This window comes from Roseateles asaccharophilus (assembly GCF_004362405.1).
In the GTDB taxonomy this organism is placed as follows: domain Bacteria; phylum Pseudomonadota; class Gammaproteobacteria; order Burkholderiales; family Burkholderiaceae_C; genus Kinneretia; species Kinneretia asaccharophila.
Genome location: NZ_SNXE01000005.1, coordinates 262,206 through 276,176 on the forward strand (window position 1 = coordinate 262,206; position 13,971 = coordinate 276,176).

Genomic DNA, 13,971 nt, shown 5'->3' on the forward strand with positions numbered 1-13,971 from the left:
CGAGGACGCCGACGCTGTCGCAAGCCGGGCCGCAGTGCCCTGCGATATCGATGCAGCACAGCAACAGCCACTGCTGCGCCATGTCAAGAAGTCCTTGGTGTTTGAACACAACACTCTGATAATTCAACGCGATAGGAAGTCCACCATGCTGGTTTGGGAAGAAGACCGTCAACCCTCGCAAAGCGCAGCGAACAGCGCCAATCTGAACGTCGCACCGAGCCAAGCGCCGGTCGCGCGCGCCGCGGTCACCGCCAGCCAAGCCAGCCCCTCTGCCAGCAGCGTCCAGTCGGCCAGCGAGCGTCGCGTCAATGTGGCCGACAAGCGCATCATCAACGGCCAGACCGACGTCAACCAACTGGTGCCCTTCAAGTACAAGTGGGCCTGGGAAAAATACCTCGCCACCTGCGCCAACCACTGGATGCCGCAGGAAGTGAATATGAGCCGCGACATCGCGCTCTGGAAGGATCCCAACGGCCTGAGCGAAGACGAGCGCCGCATCATCAAGCGCAACCTCGGCTTCTTCGTCACCGCCGACTCGCTGGCCGCCAACAACATCGTGCTGGGCACCTACCGTCACATCACGGCGCCCGAGGCTCGCCAGTTCCTGCTGCGTCAAGCCTTCGAAGAGGCCATCCACACCCACGCCTACCAGTACATCGTGGAGTCGCTGGGTCTGGACGAGAGCGAGATCTTCAACGCCTACCACGAGGTGGCGTCCATCCGCGACAAGGATGAGTTCCTGATCCCGTTCATCGACGCGATCATGGACCCCAACTTCAACACGGGCACGCTGGAGAACGACCAGACGCTCTTGAAGAGCCTGATCGTTTTCGCCTGTCTGATGGAAGGCCTGTTCTTCTACGTGGGCTTCACGCAGATCCTGGCCATGGGCCGCCAGAACAAGATGACCGGTGCCGCCGAGCAGTACCAGTACATCCTGCGCGACGAGTCCATGCACTGCAATTTCGGCATCGACCTGATCAACCAGATCAAGCTCGAGAACCCGCAGCTCTGGACTCCGCAGTTCAAGGCCGAGATCAAGGCCCTGTTCCTGAAGGCCGTGGAGCTCGAGTACCGCTATGCCGAGGACACCATGCCCCGCGGCGTGCTGGGCCTGAACGCTTCCATGTTCAAGGGCTATCTGCGCTATATCGCCAACCGCCGCGCCGTCCAGATCGGTCTGGAGGAGCTCTTCCCCAATGAAGAGAACCCCTTCCCCTGGATGAGCGAGATGATCGACCTGAAGAAGGAACGCAATTTCTTTGAAACCCGCGTCATCGAATACCAGTCCGGTGGCGCCCTGTCCTGGGATTGATGTGAGGCACGGTGCCTCGCGCAGTCCCAGTTTTTGAAGAGATCAAGATCCGCGATGTTTGGACCCAGGCCACCAGAAGAAGCCGAGGCCGGACATCGCCACCCCATTCACCGTACCGGGGCACTCCTCCTGGGTGACTCTCGGATGGTGAATAACCGCGCTGCAGCGGACCGGTCTGTTGCAGGCGGTGCTCTTTCCACTTGATCAAGGAGAACGAAATGGCAACTGCAAAGAAGGTGCCGGCCAAGAAGGCCGCTCCCGCCAAGAAGGCCGCCGCCCCGGCGAAGAAGGCCGCCGCTCCGGCGAAGAAGGCCGCTGCTCCGGCCAAGAAGGCTGCTGCTCCGGCGAAGAAGGCCGCAGCACCTGCGAAGAAGGCTGCCGCTCCGGCGAAGAAGGCCGCAGCACCTGCGAAGAAGGCTGCCGCTCCGGCCAAGAAGGCTGCTGCCCCTAAGAAGGCTGCCGCTCCGGCCAAGAAGGCCGCTGCCCCTAAGAAGGCCGCTGCTCCGGCGAAGAAGGCCGCTGCCCCTAAGAAGGCTGCCGCTCCGGCGAAGAAGGCCGCTGCCCCCAAGAAGGCCGCTGCTCCGGCGAAGAAGGCCGCTGCCCCCAAGAAGGCCGCAGCTCCGGCCAAGAAGGCTGCCGCCCCTAAGAAGGCTGCTGCTCCGGCCAAGAAGGCTGCCGCTGCCCCCAAGAAGGCTGCTGCGCCTGCTGCCAAGCCGCCCGCCAAGAAGGCTGCCAAGAAGCCGGCTGCCAAGAAGCCTGCCCCTGCGCCTGCTGCCGCTCCTGCCGCCAAGCCCGCTGCGGCTCCGGCACCGGCTGCCAAGACGGCTCTGAGCCCTCAGGCTGCCTGGCCCTTCCCGACGGGCAACAAGCCCTGAGCGAAGCGAGCTGCATGACCCGGCGCAAGTCGGGTCCGCAGATGAAGAACCCGGCCATGGCCGGGTTTTTTTTCAGGGGTGGAAGATCACCACGCTGTAGCCGCTGATCTTGAGCTTGTCGGTGCTGAAGACCAGTTGCAGTGCTTCCTCGGAGTGGGCCGCAATGCTGCCCTTGCTGAGGTTGAAGTCAGCGGGTTTGAGCATGCGACGTGCCACCAGGGCGCCACTGGCATCGGTCAGGCTCAGGTCCACCCAGGGCAGCGCCAGGGCATAGCCCGCCTTGTTCTGCAGCTGGATGCCAAGCTTGTAGTGGTTGCCGGAACCAGCCTGCGTGAGGCTGCTCGTCTCCACGGCCAGCCCATCGATGCGTTTCCAGGGCTCCAGGCTGCAGCCAGCCATTTCGCAGAAGCGGCTCAGCATCGGCTCGGCCGGCGGGTGCAGGGCCAGCAGGGCATTGCGGAATTGCCAGAGGGCTTGCAAGCCCAGCGCCGTCAGCAGCAAGAGACAGCCCACGAGCAGTGCCAGGCCTTGCCAGCGTGCACCGGCGCTCGCATCGCGCTTGCCGGCCTGGCGCATGAAGCTGGGCTGTGGGGGCTCGGCAGCGACGGCCGGCTCGGGTTTCGCGGCGGCCATGGGGGCTGGCTCGGCCACGGCTGCCGGCTTGCCGCCGTCCAGACGCGCGCGTGACTTGTCCAGGCCCTTGGGCGTCGGTCGCTTGTCCTGGGCGGCCGGGACGGGATCGGCATCCCAGACGGGTTCGCGGCGCTGCGGGCTCGCGTCATCGGCGGGCAGCGCATCCTCATGACGTCGCGCCGCAGAGGATGTTCCGGGGCTGGGTGTCGTCATGACACCGGGCGCGAGCGCGTCGGCGGCATACATGGGCGGCAGCTGGATCGTGGGCTCGCCGGCGTCCGGGCTCTCCTCGGGCTCGTCCCGCAAGTCCTGCTGCACGCGCTGAGATGTCGCCCGGGCCTGGGTGTGCGAGTCACGCGGCATTACCCAGGTGGACTCATCCGGGCGTCGCGAAGGCATGGGCGCAGCTACAGGCTGCGGCTCGGCCATGGCGGGCCGCCTATCACCGGCCTGTTGCGGCGTTGCGGCCGCCGTGCTGCTGCTCAGCGGGGGCCAGGGCGGCGGCGCTTCGCGGTCGATGTCGAAGAGCTGCTCGTTGGCGTCAAAGACCTCGGCGCAGCGGCCGCAGCGCACCCAGCCTTCGGACACGCGAAGCTGGTCTTGCACCACCCGGAAGATGGTGCCGCAAGCGGTACAACGGGTGGCGAGACTCATGGCCGGAATCATGCCACGAGAAGGGCCTGGTTCATGGGGCTCAGACGCGCTGTGCCGTCATCAGGATCCAGCCTTCTTGGCAGTCGCTGACCTCCAGCTGCAGCCAGGGTGCATAGGCGGCCTTGAGATCATCGGCCTGCCGTTCCAGGATGCCGGCCAGCACCAGATGGGCGCCGGGTGCCAGGTGTTGACACAGCAAGGGGGCGAGCAGCTTGAGCGGCGTGGCCAGGATATTGGCCAGCACCAGCGGGTACTCGCCGCTGGCCGCATCGGGCAGGCCCACGCGGATGCGCTCTGCAACCCGATTCGCCTCGGCATTGGCTTGGGTGGCGGTAACGGCGGCGGGGTCAATGTCCACGGCATCCACCTCGCGAGCACCATGCAGGGCGGCACCGATGGCCAGGATGCCCGAGCCGCAGCCGTAATCCAGCACGCGATTCCAGCCGGGGGCCAGGTCTTGATGACGGGCGATCCAGCTCAGGCACATGCGGGTGGTCGGGTGGGTGCCTGTGCCGAAGGCCAGGCCCGGATCCAGGCGCATGATGGTGGTGGCCTGGGGCGGGGCCTCATGCCAGGAGGGCACGATCCAGAAATCCTGGGTGATCTCCACCGGTGCGAACTGAGACTGGGTCAGGCGCACCCAGTCCTGCTCCTCGACGGCCTGGATGGTCTGCACATGCACGTCTTGCGCCCAGTCCTGGGCCAGGATCAGCGTGGCGGCCTCGGTGGCCTCGGCTTCGGTGGCAAACAGGGCCTTGACCACCGAACGCTCCCAGCCCGACTTGGGGGCTGGCATGCCGGGCTCGCCGAACAGGGCCTTCTCGGCATCGGTGTCGGCATCCGCGTCTTCCACCGAGACGGCCAGGGACTCCACCTCCATCAGCGCATCGCTGACGGTCTCGACATCGTCTTCGCGGCAGATCAGGATCAGTTCGTGAAGGATGGGGCTGCTGCTACTCATCATGTGTCCTTGCTGAAAAAGCAAAAGCCCCGGAGCGGCTGGCGCCACGCCGGGGATCTGCAATGCGGGCCCGCGCCGAAGCGCGACCCGCTGCTGCGCTCAAGCCGGAGCTTAGCGCTTGTGGTCCCGCATCCAGCCTTCCAGATAGTGGATGCTGGTGCCGCCTTCCATGAACTTGGCGTCGGCCATCAGTTCGCGGTGCAGCGGGATATTGGTCTGGATACCTTCCACCACCGTCTCGGACAGGGCGATACGCATGCGGGCCAGGGCCTGCTCGCGGGTGTCGCCATGGGTGATGATCTTGCCGATCATCGAGTCGTAGTTCGGCGGCACGAAGTAGTTGGTATAGGCGTGCGAGTCCACGCGCACGCCGGGGCCACCGGGCGCATGCCAGGTCGTGATACGACCGGGGCTGGGCGTGAACTTGACCGGGTCTTCGGCATTGATGCGGCACTCGATGGCGTGGCCGCGCATCTCGATCTGGCGCTGGGCGAAGGGCAGCTTCTCGCCAGCGGCGATGCGGATCTGCATCTGCACGATGTCGATGCCCGTCACCATCTCCGTCACCGGATGCTCCACCTGCACGCGGGTGTTCATCTCGATGAAGTAAAACTCGCCGTTCTCGTACAGGAACTCGAAGGTGCCGGCGCCGCGGTAGCCCATCTTCTTGCAGGCGGCGGCGCAGCGGTCGCCGATCTTCTCGATGGTGCGACGGGGGATGCCCGGGGCCGGTGCTTCTTCAATGATCTTTTGGTGGCGGCGCTGCATGGAGCAGTCGCGCTCACCCAGCCACACGGCATTTTTGTGGCCATCGGCCAGCACCTGGATCTCCACATGACGCGGGTTCTCCAGGAACTTCTCCATATAGACCTGCGGGTTGCCGAAGGCCGCACCGGCTTCCGCCTTGGTGGTCTGCACCGCATTGACCAGGGCCGCCTCGGTGTGCACCACGCGCATGCCGCGGCCGCCGCCGCCGCCGGCGGCCTTGATGATCACCGGGTAGCCGATGGAGCGGGCTTGTCTGACGATCTCCTTGGGATCGTCCGGCAGGGCGCCGTCCGAGCCGGGCACGCAGGGCACGCCGGCGCGGATCATGGCCTGCTTGGCCGAGACCTTGTCGCCCATCATGCGGATGTTGTCCGGGGTTGGGCCGATGAAGGTGAAGCCGCTGCGCTCCACGCGCTCGGCAAAGTCGGCGTTCTCGCTGAGGAAGCCGTAGCCGGGGTGGATGGCCTCGGCATCGGTCACCTCGGCGGTGGCGATGATGGCCGGCATGCTCAGATAGCTCTGGGCCGAAGGTGCCGGGCCGATGCACACGGCTTCGTCCGCCAGCTTCACGTACTTGGCTTCGCGGTCCGCCTCGGAGTACACGACCACCGACTTCACACCCAGCTCGCGGCAGGCGCGCTGGATGCGAAGCGCGATTTCTCCGCGGTTCGCGATCAGGATTTTCTTGAACATGGCGAAGCCTTATTCAATGATGAACAGGGCTTGTCCGAACTCGACCGGCTGACCGTTCTCGATCAGCACCTTGGTGATCGTGCCGCTCTTGTCGGCCTCGATCTCGTTCATGATCTTCATGGCTTCGATGATGCAGATGGCATCACCTTCCTTGACCTGCTGACCCACTTCGGCGAAGGGCTTGGCGTTGGGGCTGGAGGCGCGATAGAAGGTGCCCACCATGGGCGACTTCACCACATGGCCGGTTTCGGCGGCAGGTGCCGGCGCGGCGGCGGCGGTCGGCGCGGCGGCCACCGGGGCGGCAACGGGCGCGGCCACGGCCGGCGCCATCATGGGCAGGCTCGCCATCGGCACGGCCACCTGGCCATCCGACTTGACGATGCGCACCTTGCCATCGGCCTCGGTGATTTCAAGTTCAGAAATGTTCGACTCGGACACGAGGTCGATCAGGGTCTTGAGCTTGCGCAGATCCATAAGGCTTCTCCAACGGAAATGGTTTGTTGTGCTTCGTGGGGTCGCGAGGCGCCCGCGGTCCCGACCCTCAGGCCGGGGACTCCGACCGGCTCAAGGCATACTGCAGGGCCAAGGCATAGCCCTGGGCCCCCAAGCCGCAGATCACGCCTTCGGCGAGTGCGGAGAAGTAGCTGTGATGCCGAAAGGCCTCGCGCTTGTGGACATTGGACAGATGCACTTCAACAAAAGGCAGTCCCACGGCCGCAAGCGCATCGCGCATGGCCACACTGGTATGCGTGTAGGCGGCAGGGTTGATGATGATGAAGCGGCTGCCGTCCCGGCCCGCTGCCTGAATGCGGTCCACCAGAGCACCTTCATGGTTGCTCTGGAAGGATTCCAGTTTGGCACCCGCTTTCTCCGCGATCTCCTTGAGATCAGCGTCGATCTGGGCCAAAGTTCGCGAACCATAAACGCCCGGCTCCCGTGTTCCCAGGAGGTTGAGGTTGGGTCCGTGAATGACGAGAATCTGCATCTGCAGCGTGCCCGGCCTTTTAGAGCGCGGCCACTAGAAGCGATAAAGGGCGCACTTTACGCCTTTTGAGGGCTGATCCCGCTACTTCGGCAAAAATTTATCGCTTGACCGCCGTGAGCTTTTGGGGCTGGTGAGACTCAGCGGCTGGTTGCGCCCAGCTCCCGGAGTTCGGCCAGATGGGTGGGGCCCAGTTTGCGCCAGCTGATCTCGCCGGAGGCATCAAAAGCCACGCTGAAAGGCAGGCCTCCCTGAAGATTACCCAATTTTCGCGTCAATTCCAGGCCAGTTAGCCCGGCCAGGGCGGTCGGGAAGGAGACGGGTTGCTTCTTCAGGAAGTCCTGTACCGGGCCGGCCGCGTCCACGGCCAGACCCAGCACCCGCCAGCCCTTGGCCGCAAATTCGCGCTGGAACTGGTCTAGTTCTGGCATCTCCTTGATGCAGGGCGCACACCAGGTTGCCCAAAAATTGAGCAACAAGGGCTGGCCGCGCAGGCTTTGCGCGGCCAGCGGTGCGGCATCCGGCCGCTCAAAGCTGGCGGCCCAGAAGGCCTGGGCCGCTTCGGACAGGGGCTCGGGGCGCTGGCGCTGCCAGGCCAGCCAGCCGCCCAGGCCAGCAGCGGCCAGGCCGGCGGCCGAGCTGCCCAGCAGCCAATGACGTCGTTTCATCATCTCGCTCGCTTGCGCTTGTTCATGGAGTCCACCCTCAAGGGTGTGGGGCGGGGGATGGCGGTGCCTCTTGTTCCAGCAGCCGGCGCAATGCCGCCAGATCGCCGCGCTCGGACCGGCCTCGGTGGTCGGGCTTGAGGGCGCCGCGCAGATCGTCGTGGTCCAGGATGGTCAGCGCCAGGGTCACGCTTTCGTTCAAGGCGCGGCAGGGCGCCGCCAGGATCAGCTGGTCCACGCTCTGGCCGCGTGGTCCGGCCGTGCTGCCCACCTCGTAGTCCACCCGCCAGTTCAGCAGGGCGATCTCGGCGGCCTTGCTGTCGTCACAGAAGAGCTGGAGGTGGATGGGCGAGAGCCGGGTGGCCGTGCCACGCCAGACCGCGCCGCACAGATGGGGCCTGAACTCGGCCAGGCGCTCCATCCACAGGGCGGCCAGCTCGCGCAGGGCCAGCAGCTCGGCAGGCTGGGTGTCGGCGCAGAAGATGGCCAGGTACTCGCGCACCTGTTCTTCCAGCAGCTCGTTGTCGGGCAGGGGCGTGCGCCGTGGCAGGCCCAGGCTCTTGAGCGCCCGCTGCTTGGCCGGCCCGTACTCCAGGCCTTCTTCCACCACCAGGCGGGCCGCGCTGGCGGCAATTTCCAGACTCAGGTCCTCGTCGCTGGGCATGGCGGGTCGACTCTCAGGGTAATTCCACGGCGTTCATGCGGGCCTCTATGGTGGCCGCACGCGAAAGCACATAGGGTGAGGCGGGTCGTTTTTCGAAGCGCTTGGGCGCCGGCAGCATCACGGCCAGGCGGGCGGCCTGATGCGGCGAGAGCTGGGCCGCGTCCACCCGGAAGTAGTGGCGGGCGGCAGCCTGGGCGCCGAACAGACCCTCGCCCCATTCCACATTGTTGAGATAGATCTCCAGGATGCGCGCCTTGCTCAGCAAGCCCTCCAGCATCAGGGTCAGCATGAACTCCTGCCCCTTGCGCAGCAGATGGCGCTCACCCGAGAGAAACAGGTTCTTGGCCAGCTGCTGGGTGATGGTGGAGCCGCCCACGATCTTGGCCTGAGGGGCGGGGCGGCCGGCGGCCTGGCGGGCGGCCTGCTTCTCGGCGCGGGCTTCGGCACGCTGGTTCTTCTCCCAGGCCTTCTCCAGCGCATCCCAGTCCACGCCGCCATGCTCGGCGAAGCCGGCATCCTCGCTGGCAATCACCGCGCGCTGCAGATTCTTGGACAGGCGAGCCTCGTCCACCCACTGCTGCGCCCAGGCGATCTGCCCCTTCTCGCTGAGCAGGCGCCAGATCTCGGAGCGCTGGAAGCTGGTGGACTGCGGGGCCAGCACATTCATCAGCGCAATGCGCCCGGCAAAGAACAGCTGCAGGGCCAGCACGCCCAAGAGCAGCAGCGCGAGCAGACGACCCAGGGCGCGCATCATGTGTGGGCCTCGGCCTCCAGGCGCTGGCGCAGGCTGGCCAGCACCGGCGCGCTCTCGGGCATCACGCCGCGCCAGAGGAAGAAGGCCTCGGCCGCCTGCTCCACCAGCATGCCCAGGCCGTCGCGGCCCTCGAAGCCCTGGGCCGCAGCCCAGTCCAGGAAGGGGCGGGCGGCGGGGCCATACATCATGTCCAGGGCCAGGGCGCCCGGCTTGAGCGCGGCGGCCGGCACCGGCACGCCTGCACCGGCCAGGCTGGCGCTGGTGCCGTTGATCAGCATGTCAAAGCCCTCGCCGGTGCCGTCCAGGGGGCTGGCGCGCAGCTTCACCCCATGTTCGGCGGCGAAGCCGGCATGGCTTTGCACCAGGGCCTGGGCCTTGTCCACGCTGCGGTTGGCCAGCACGATCTCGGCCGGGCCGCGCTCGATCAGGCTGGCCAGCACGCCCGCGGCCGCGCCGCCGGCGCCCAGCAGCAGCAGGCGCCGATCACGCATGGGCCTGCCGGCGTTGCGCTCGATGTCGCGGGCCAGGCCCACGCCGTCGCTGTTGTCGCCAAACCAGTCCTCGCTGTCGGCCCCGCCATCAAAGCGCAGCACATTGCAAGCACCGGCCAACCGGGCCCGGGGCGAGAGCCGGCGTGCCAGGGCATGGGCCTCGAACTTGAAGGGCACGGTGATATTGCAGCCGCGCCCGCCGGCGGCGGCAAAGGTGCGCACCGTGGCCTCGAAGCCGTCCAGCGGGCAGAGCAGGCGTTCATAGACCAGGTCCTCGCCGGTCTGCGCCGCGAACAGGGCGTGGATCTCGGGGGAGCGGCTGTGGGCTACCGGGTTGCCGGCCACGGCATAGCGATCGGTCATGGGCGTCTCATCCAAGGTTCAGGGCTGAGCGGAGAGCGTGGTCTCCAGCCCTTCGTCTCGCGTGAAGCGAAAGCGCGAGGTGATCACCAGCACCTCGGCACCCTGGCGCATGGCCGCGGTGAAGGGGCCGAAGGGGCCGCTGGCGCGCACGATGGCCACGGCGCGGCGGTCCAGGATGGCATTGCCGGAGCTGGCCACGATATCGGTTTCCACCACGCGGCCGCGGTGGTCCACATGGATGTTCATCACCAGCTCGCCGTAGAGCTTCTTGCCCTGGTGCTCGGGAAAGTCGCGCGTGCCGCGCGCCTCGATGCGCCGGCGCAGCTGGTCGTAGTACTGGGCATAGACCACCTCGCGGGTGGCCGGGCTGATGTAGCGCTTCTTGGGCCGGGCGTTCTCGTCGTTGATGCGCTTCTCGATCTCGGCCATCAGCTGCACCAAGCGGCGGCGCTTGTCGGCCTGCTCCTGCGCCTCGGGCTCGCCCCGGTCGCGGCGCGGGTCGGGCGGTGGCAGCAGGGCCAGCTCGCGTCGCACCTGGGCCAGCAGCTGCTGCTGCATCTCCATCAGCTGGGCAATCTGGGCGCGCTGGTTCTCGGCCGTGTCCCCCAGCTCGACCTGGGGCGAAGGGGGCAGGGGCGAGGTGGCGCGGCCCTGGGCGGCCTCGCCACCGCCGGCCAGATTGGCCTGGGCCAGGGCTTGTGCCTTGGTGGGCGCCTCCTTGCCCCGGGTGTTCACCAGCACCACCTCCAGGGGGGTGTCCTGGAAGAGGCGGTTGAAGCCTTCGGGGTCGGCAATGCGCAGGGTCAGCAGGCCGGCATGCGCGCCCAGGGAAATCAGGAGCGCGATCTGCAGCGTGGAGAGCCGGCCCAGCATCGGCGTCTGTTGCTCCGTGCGTCCGTGGCCTGTCAGGCGGCGCCGCTCGCGGCGGGCGCCTCGGCGCCGTCGCCGGCGTCGTTCAGATCGATGGCCAGGGTCAGGGCGCCGGCGGCTTCCACCTCGTCCTCATCCTCGGCGGCCTCGTCGATCGCGCCGCTCACCGGCTCATCCAGACGCGCCAGCAGGCTGGCGTGCACATCCAGCGTCATCTCGTCGATGCCGGTGATGCGCACCCGCACATGGCTGTTGCGCGGCAGGCTCTCGCAGCCCAGGGCCTTGAAGACCAGGGGCAGGGTGTCGGCCCGCACCAGACCATCCTTGAGCACGGCCGCATCCAGCTCGCTGATGCCCTGTTGCTGCAGATAGCGCAGGGTCCAGAAGCGCTCGATGCCGTTCTGGAAGCCGTTGTAGGCGGTGTAGGCGGCGTCGAAGCCCGAGATGATGGAGAAGAGCTGCGCGTCCTTGGGCTTGAAGGGCGCGGCCAGGGCCGCGGTCTTGCCATGGCGGGCGCAGGCAATGATCTGCCACTGGTTCACCAGGTCCACATAGCGGCGCAGCGGCGAGGTGGCCCAGGTGTACTGGGCCACGCCCATGCCGGCGTGGGGCAGGGCCTTGGTGCCCATGCGCACCTTCATGCCCGGCGCCAGGCTGGCCTGGCTGCGGTAGATGCCGGGCAGGCCCAGTTGCGCCAGCCAGCCACCCCAGCTGGAGTTGGCCAGGATCATGGCCTCGGCCACGATCAGGTCCAGGGCCGAGCCGCGCTGGCGCACCGTGATGCTGACCTGCTCGCTGCCGTCCGGCTCGTGCTGACCGCCCTCGTTGTCCAGGCGGAAGTTGTAGTCCGGGCGGTTGAAGGTCTCGGGCTTGCCGCGCACCACTTCGCGCTTGGCCTTGAGATCGCGTGCCAGGCGGTGGCAGAAAGCCAGCTCGGCGGCGAACTCGTAATCGGCCGGGGCCTGACCGGTGAGCGAGGCCTCGGTGATCACGCCGTCCAGCTTGTCGTGGCGCAGATTGCGGGTGATGGGCACGCGCTCCAGCTTGGTCTCGAAGCCGCGGATCTCCAGCGTGGCCTCGTCGATGCTGAAGTAGATGGACACGGCCGGGCAGTCGCGGCCCTCGATCAGGGTGTAGGTCTGCACCACATCGTCGGGCAGCATGGTCAGCTTCCAGCCCGGCATGTAGACGGTGGAGAAGCGATCGCGCGCCACCTTGTCCACGGCCGAATCCGGCTGTATGGCCAGGCCCGGCGCCGCGATGTGCACGCCAAAGCTGATGCTGCCCGTGCCCAGGCCCTGTACCGAGAGCGCATCGTCGATCTCGGTGGTGGCCGAGTCGTCGATGGAGAAGGCCGACACCGCCGCCAGCGGCAGCTCGTCCTTGATCTCGGGGGCGGTGAGGGCCGGGAAGCCCGTGCCCTTGGGGAAGTTCTCGAACAGGAAGCGCTTCCAGTGGAACTGGTAGGCGCTGCCGATGGCGCCCGCGCCCTGCAGCAGCTCCAGCGGCGCCTTCTGCGCGCGCTTAGTGGCCTCGACCACGGCCTTGTACTCGGGGCCGTTCTTGTCGGGCTTGAACAGGATCTTGTAGATCTGCTCCTTGATCGGCGCCGGGCACTCGCCGCGCACCAGCTCCTCGGCCCAGGCCTCGATCTGCAGGGCCTGCTGGCGCTTGCGCTCGATGCCCAGCAGGGCGGCCTTGACGATCTCCTCCGGCGCCTTCTTGAACATGCCCTTGCCGGCGCGGCGGAAGTAATGCGGTGCCTCGAAGAGGCGGAACAGCGCGGCCGCCTGATGGGCCAGGCTGGCCTTGGCATCAAAGTAGTCGCGCGCCAGCTCGGCAAAGCCGAACTCGGTGTCGGGGGCGAACTCCCAGGCCAGGTCGAGGTCGATCTCCTGCGCCAGGCGCTGGCCCTCGGCCATCAGCTCTGCCGGCGCAGGCTTGTCGAACTTCAGCAGCACATTGGCCGCTTTCACTTTGACGCGCTTGCCCGACTCCAGCTCAATTTGCAGGGAGCTCTCGGCTTCGGACATCACGCGGCCGGCGAGAAACTTCCCGGCGTCATCGAACAGGGCAAACATAGGAGGCGGATTGTCGCCCAAAGCGCCGACCCTCCCGCTGCGATGCGGCCGTCAGCTTGCTACTTTTTGCAGCAGGCCAGGAATAGTCCAAGCGGGGCAAGCACTTGCAGCCGCCCACCCCAGCTTGTCCCGCGACTTGTCCACAGGCGCGGTGGGCAAGTGGCTTGCAGCGTTCAATTCGGGGCCGAGCCCGTCTGAATCGACCCCGAAGGCCGGTACTACGACATGCGCTTCGAGTTTCAATGCGGCGAGCGGCGGCCATCGGGCACCAGCACTTGGCTGTAGGAAGGGGGAAGCGGATCTATGCCCTCCCAATGGAGCCCATAGTTGTGCCTCAAGGGCTGCCGAGCTCGACTCGACCGACACTGGTTTCCAGAGCGGCAGCTGCATGCGCTGAAGGGGGGAGAAGAGCTGCACCCTAGGTCACGACTGCGCAGCCTCGACGCAGACTTGATGGCCGCTTAGCAGTCGATCGCGAGAGTCGGCGATCGACCCGTTGCTGCCGCTCGCCCGGCAGACGCGGACGGCAGCAAAGTGCCCGGTGCCGTCATCCGCAGCCCGAGATTGAGTGGCAGGTATGCAGCGGGTGCGGACTTTCGCTTCATCGAGCTCGACGCCTGAAAGCTGCCACTCAACGTTCGACGTAAGGGGCCTGCCGCAGGCAGGTCCGCTGCAATGAAAGGTTAGACCTCACGGCTCTGAGCAAGGCAAAGAAACTCGTCCTGCAAATCGCCAGCATGCTGTCTTCCTTCGCCATCAACAAGAGTCAGCGAAAAGAACTGGCCTGCAAGCGAAGTATTTCCATCAATGCCGCCAAATACGGTTGAAACGGCATCAATGGATGCTTGCTTAGCAAAGGCGATCAGTGTTTCCCTATCCGTGGTATCCAATGCCCGAGCAAGCTGAATAATCTTCTTCCAGAGAGGATCCCTGACTGCGTCAAGAGACTCTTCTTCAATCATTCGGCGGTAGAAGGCGGAGGTTTCCTCACACGCCTCTCGGTACACTGCTTCACAAAGAACGGAGGTCTTCATTTTTGGAGCTGAGGTCTAACGTTTGTCATGAGCGGCCAGACCCGGCTTGCCGGGTTTGGTCCCCTCGATGGAAGGGTTAGCAACTGTCTTCGAAGTCAAGCCGTTGGCCCCGAAGCAAGGTGCTTGGCTGCGTTCCATACTGCCTGGTCGCGCAGCATCGCATTGAGG

14 protein-coding genes are annotated in these 13,971 nt (G+C 66.2%); 2 read left to right on the forward strand and 12 right to left on the reverse strand.

Features of this window, described 5'->3' with window-relative positions; all coding sequences use genetic code 11:
• Positions 1–145: 145 nt before the first annotated feature.
• Together DFR39_RS13060 and DFR39_RS13065 are read left to right on the forward strand one after the other, a co-directional pair.
• The gene (locus DFR39_RS13060) at positions 146–1,315 is read left to right on the forward strand and encodes a ribonucleotide-diphosphate reductase subunit beta (protein ID WP_133604007.1); all 1,170 of its coding nucleotides are present in this window, start codon (positions 146–148) and stop codon (positions 1,313–1,315) included.
• A 218-nt stretch (positions 1,316–1,533) separates the two neighbouring features.
• Positions 1,534–2,190, forward strand: coding sequence for a histone H1 (locus tag DFR39_RS13065; protein WP_133604008.1), 657 nt, complete (start codon positions 1,534–1,536; stop codon positions 2,188–2,190).
• A 72-nt stretch (positions 2,191–2,262) separates the two neighbouring features.
• Here DFR39_RS13065 and DFR39_RS13070 read toward each other — a convergent pair whose 3' ends face one another.
• From DFR39_RS13070 to DFR39_RS13125, 12 genes are all read right to left on the reverse strand, one after another.
• Positions 2,263–3,477: a DUF3426 domain-containing protein gene (locus tag DFR39_RS13070; RefSeq protein WP_162849525.1), complete on the reverse strand. Its 1,215-nt coding sequence runs from the start codon at positions 3,475–3,477 to the stop codon at positions 2,263–2,265.
• Between the two features lie 40 nt (positions 3,478–3,517).
• A complete protein-coding gene (gene prmA / locus DFR39_RS13075) occupies positions 3,518–4,438 on the reverse strand; it encodes a 50S ribosomal protein L11 methyltransferase (protein ID WP_133604010.1) in 921 nt (306 codons plus the stop codon).
• Positions 4,439–4,549: 111 nt separating this feature from the next.
• Positions 4,550–5,899, reverse strand: a complete 1,350-nt coding sequence (gene accC, locus DFR39_RS13080; protein ID WP_133604011.1) for an acetyl-CoA carboxylase biotin carboxylase subunit — start codon at positions 5,897–5,899, stop codon at positions 4,550–4,552.
• A 9-nt stretch (positions 5,900–5,908) separates the two neighbouring features.
• On the reverse strand, positions 5,909–6,373 hold the full coding sequence (gene accB / locus DFR39_RS13085; protein ID WP_133604012.1) for an acetyl-CoA carboxylase biotin carboxyl carrier protein: 465 nt from the start codon (positions 6,371–6,373) through the stop codon (positions 5,909–5,911).
• Between the two features lie 67 nt (positions 6,374–6,440).
• Complete coding sequence (gene aroQ, locus DFR39_RS13090) at positions 6,441–6,884, reverse strand: type II 3-dehydroquinate dehydratase (protein ID WP_133604013.1); 444 nt, start codon at positions 6,882–6,884, stop codon at positions 6,441–6,443.
• Between the two features lie 137 nt (positions 6,885–7,021).
• On the reverse strand, positions 7,022–7,549 hold the full coding sequence (locus DFR39_RS13095) for a TlpA family protein disulfide reductase (protein ID WP_133604014.1): 528 nt from the start codon (positions 7,547–7,549) through the stop codon (positions 7,022–7,024).
• A 37-nt stretch (positions 7,550–7,586) separates the two neighbouring features.
• The gene (locus DFR39_RS13100) at positions 7,587–8,210 is read right to left on the reverse strand and encodes a hypothetical protein (protein ID WP_133604015.1); all 624 of its coding nucleotides are present in this window, start codon (positions 8,208–8,210) and stop codon (positions 7,587–7,589) included.
• Positions 8,211–8,223: 13 nt separating this feature from the next.
• Positions 8,224–8,961, reverse strand: a complete 738-nt coding sequence (gene mtgA, locus DFR39_RS13105) for a monofunctional biosynthetic peptidoglycan transglycosylase (RefSeq protein ID WP_133604035.1) — start codon at positions 8,959–8,961, stop codon at positions 8,224–8,226.
• Complete coding sequence (gene aroE / locus DFR39_RS13110) at positions 8,961–9,818, reverse strand: shikimate dehydrogenase (protein WP_133604016.1); 858 nt, start codon at positions 9,816–9,818, stop codon at positions 8,961–8,963. The genes mtgA and aroE overlap by 1 nt, the downstream gene beginning before the upstream one ends.
• An 18-nt stretch (positions 9,819–9,836) precedes the next feature.
• A complete protein-coding gene (locus DFR39_RS13115; protein ID WP_133604017.1) occupies positions 9,837–10,691 on the reverse strand; it encodes an energy transducer TonB in 855 nt (284 codons plus the stop codon).
• Positions 10,692–10,723: 32 nt separating this feature from the next.
• Positions 10,724–12,769 (reverse strand): ribonuclease catalytic domain-containing protein, encoded by a 2,046-nt coding sequence (locus tag DFR39_RS13120; RefSeq protein WP_133604018.1) that lies wholly within the window; start codon positions 12,767–12,769, stop codon positions 10,724–10,726.
• Positions 12,770–13,452: 683 nt separating this feature from the next.
• Positions 13,453–13,803, reverse strand: a complete 351-nt coding sequence (locus DFR39_RS13125; RefSeq protein WP_133604019.1) for a hypothetical protein — start codon at positions 13,801–13,803, stop codon at positions 13,453–13,455.
• Between the last annotated feature and the right edge of the window lie 168 nt (positions 13,804–13,971).

Excerpts from the sequence above, each read along its gene's own strand:
- DFR39_RS13060 (WP_133604007.1), top strand. The coding sequence starts at position 146 with ATGCTGGTTTGGGAAGAAGACCGTCAACCCTCGCAAAGCGCAGCGAAC.
- DFR39_RS13100 (WP_133604015.1), bottom strand. The coding sequence starts at position 8,210 with ATGCCCAGCGACGAGGACCTGAGTCTGGAAATTGCCGCCAGCGCGGCC.
- accB (WP_133604012.1), bottom strand. The coding sequence starts at position 6,373 with ATGGATCTGCGCAAGCTCAAGACCCTGATCGACCTCGTGTCCGAGTCG.
- DFR39_RS13070 (WP_162849525.1), bottom strand. The coding sequence starts at position 3,477 with ATGAGTCTCGCCACCCGTTGTACCGCTTGCGGCACCATCTTCCGGGTG.
- mtgA (WP_133604035.1), bottom strand. The coding sequence starts at position 8,961 with ATGCGCGCCCTGGGTCGTCTGCTCGCGCTGCTGCTCTTGGGCGTGCTG.
- DFR39_RS13095 (WP_133604014.1), bottom strand. The coding sequence starts at position 7,549 with ATGAAACGACGTCATTGGCTGCTGGGCAGCTCGGCCGCCGGCCTGGCC.
- accC (WP_133604011.1), bottom strand. The coding sequence starts at position 5,899 with ATGTTCAAGAAAATCCTGATCGCGAACCGCGGAGAAATCGCGCTTCGC.
- DFR39_RS13065 (WP_133604008.1), top strand. The coding sequence starts at position 1,534 with ATGGCAACTGCAAAGAAGGTGCCGGCCAAGAAGGCCGCTCCCGCCAAG.
- prmA (WP_133604010.1), bottom strand. The coding sequence starts at position 4,438 with ATGAGTAGCAGCAGCCCCATCCTTCACGAACTGATCCTGATCTGCCGC.
- aroE (WP_133604016.1), bottom strand. The coding sequence starts at position 9,818 with ATGACCGATCGCTATGCCGTGGCCGGCAACCCGGTAGCCCACAGCCGC.
- DFR39_RS13120 (WP_133604018.1), bottom strand. The coding sequence starts at position 12,769 with ATGTTTGCCCTGTTCGATGACGCCGGGAAGTTTCTCGCCGGCCGCGTG.
- DFR39_RS13115 (WP_133604017.1), bottom strand. The coding sequence starts at position 10,691 with ATGCTGGGCCGGCTCTCCACGCTGCAGATCGCGCTCCTGATTTCCCTG.
- aroQ (WP_133604013.1), bottom strand. The coding sequence starts at position 6,884 with ATGCAGATTCTCGTCATTCACGGACCCAACCTCAACCTCCTGGGAACA.
- DFR39_RS13125 (WP_133604019.1), bottom strand. The coding sequence starts at position 13,803 with ATGAAGACCTCCGTTCTTTGTGAAGCAGTGTACCGAGAGGCGTGTGAG.